This is a genomic window from Halorubrum californiense DSM 19288 (assembly GCF_000336875.1).
Classification (GTDB): domain Archaea; phylum Halobacteriota; class Halobacteria; order Halobacteriales; family Haloferacaceae; genus Halorubrum; species Halorubrum californiense.
Map to the genome: position 1 here is coordinate 1 of NZ_AOJK01000029.1, position 1,557 is coordinate 1,557.

A 1,557-nucleotide genomic window follows, 5' to 3' on the forward strand; every position below is an offset into this window, starting at 1 on the left:
ATCTTCGACATAGATCATCGCCGATTTCCCGCTTCACTTCCTTTGATTTGACGACCTATCCCGCTGCCTTACAGCGATTCACCAGAGCCGGTCCGGGCGAGACAACGTCAATCGAGACCCCGTGTGACCTATCGAGACGGAGTTAGCAGCGACGCTCAACTGCCACCTGTTCCGAAGACCACCTCATCATTACCGGCCAATAGAAGCGCTGAAAACCATCCTCGAAACAGCGGTCTAACTCATCAACAATGTGCTCCACAAGAGCGTACTACGAATATTAACAGACCAGCAGGCGCTTTCGTCCGTAGTGTTATCCTAGTGGTTGCGTGATGCTTGTTGACCGCAGATGAGTGGACAAAACGTGGTAACGGTGACGCAAGAGACAGTCAGGTTAGCGATGATCGCCGCAACCATTTGCTGCGTTGTGGTCGGGTATATATCCGCCAGAGCGTTTGAACTCCTCGTGTTCAGATAAGCTGATTCCATGCGAATGCGAACGATCTGAGCCACGTATCAGCAGTTTCTGCTTTGACGTTGCTGAAACAGTTTGAGGAACTGGTATTTCTGCGTTTTACTTCACGAAAGACACGTTCGACGCTGTTCCGGTTTCCATGTCGTTCGTGTCTAAAATCGAGGTCGTGTTTTTCACAGGCTCGGTGAAGTGGAACCGCTCCATCAACGAGAAAGATCGCGTCATCCACGTCGTGTTTTTNAAATCGAGGTCGTGTTTTTCACAGGCTCGGTGAAGTGGAACCGCTCCATCAACGAGAAAGATCGCGTCATCCACGTCGTGTTTTTCGCGGAGTTCCGCAAAAAACTGATCTGCGATCACGTTCGTCCTTGTCGGTTCAAGCTTTGTATGGAGTAAATCGTTTGAATTGGGATCGACAGCGGCGTACAGCCAATATTGTTCATCGTCAAGTTGAATCACTGTATTCACTTGTTCCGAGCGGTAGAGTCGGAAACGGTAGATGTCGCGCGCCCGCGCTGGGCCGGACGTGTATCGAGTTGACGGTGGTGACACCGCCGGTGAGGAAGTTGAGCGCGGCGAATTCGTACCCCGCCTCGGTTAGGTAGTCGTACTCGCCCTCGGCGATGTGGCCGAAGATGGCGGTCATCCCGCCCATCATCTCCGTCAGATCAAGGTCACTGAACGCACCGATCAGCGGCGTCAGCTCGAGGTGGGTATGGGCGTAGATCAGTCCCGGCATCACAAGCTTGCCTTCGCCGTCGATGACGCGGTCGGCCGCGGTGTCCGCATCGCCGTCTCGGGAGGCCCGAACCTCGGTGATGCGACCGTCTTCGACGTGGACCGTCCCGCGTTCGTAGAGCCGGTTCCTGTCGTCGACCGCGAGCACGTACGCGTCGTGAATCGCGATCTCGGCGGCCATATCCGTTCGAGTTCTCGTCAATTTCTAATAAGAATCGGTGTCGACCGGCGTCACCCGGCCGAGAGCCTGACTGCGTTTTACCTGAATTGAGGCGCTAAGGCCCCTTCCTCAAGGAGCGACCGAAGGGAGCGAGTAGGGAGGGGATACAGCGCCGCACAGTTCGCAA

Annotated in this window: 2 pseudogenes; both read right to left on the reverse strand. The window is 54.9% G+C overall.

Annotated elements, in window-relative coordinates:
* Positions 1–467: 467 nt before the first annotated feature.
* Positions 468–934, reverse strand: a pseudogene (locus C463_RS06135) (hypothetical protein); the annotation flags it as partial.
* 43 nt (positions 935–977) lie between these two features.
* A pseudogene (locus tag C463_RS06140) lies at positions 978–1,391 on the reverse strand (amidohydrolase family protein); the annotation flags it as partial.
* Positions 1,392–1,557 lie beyond the last annotated feature (166 nt).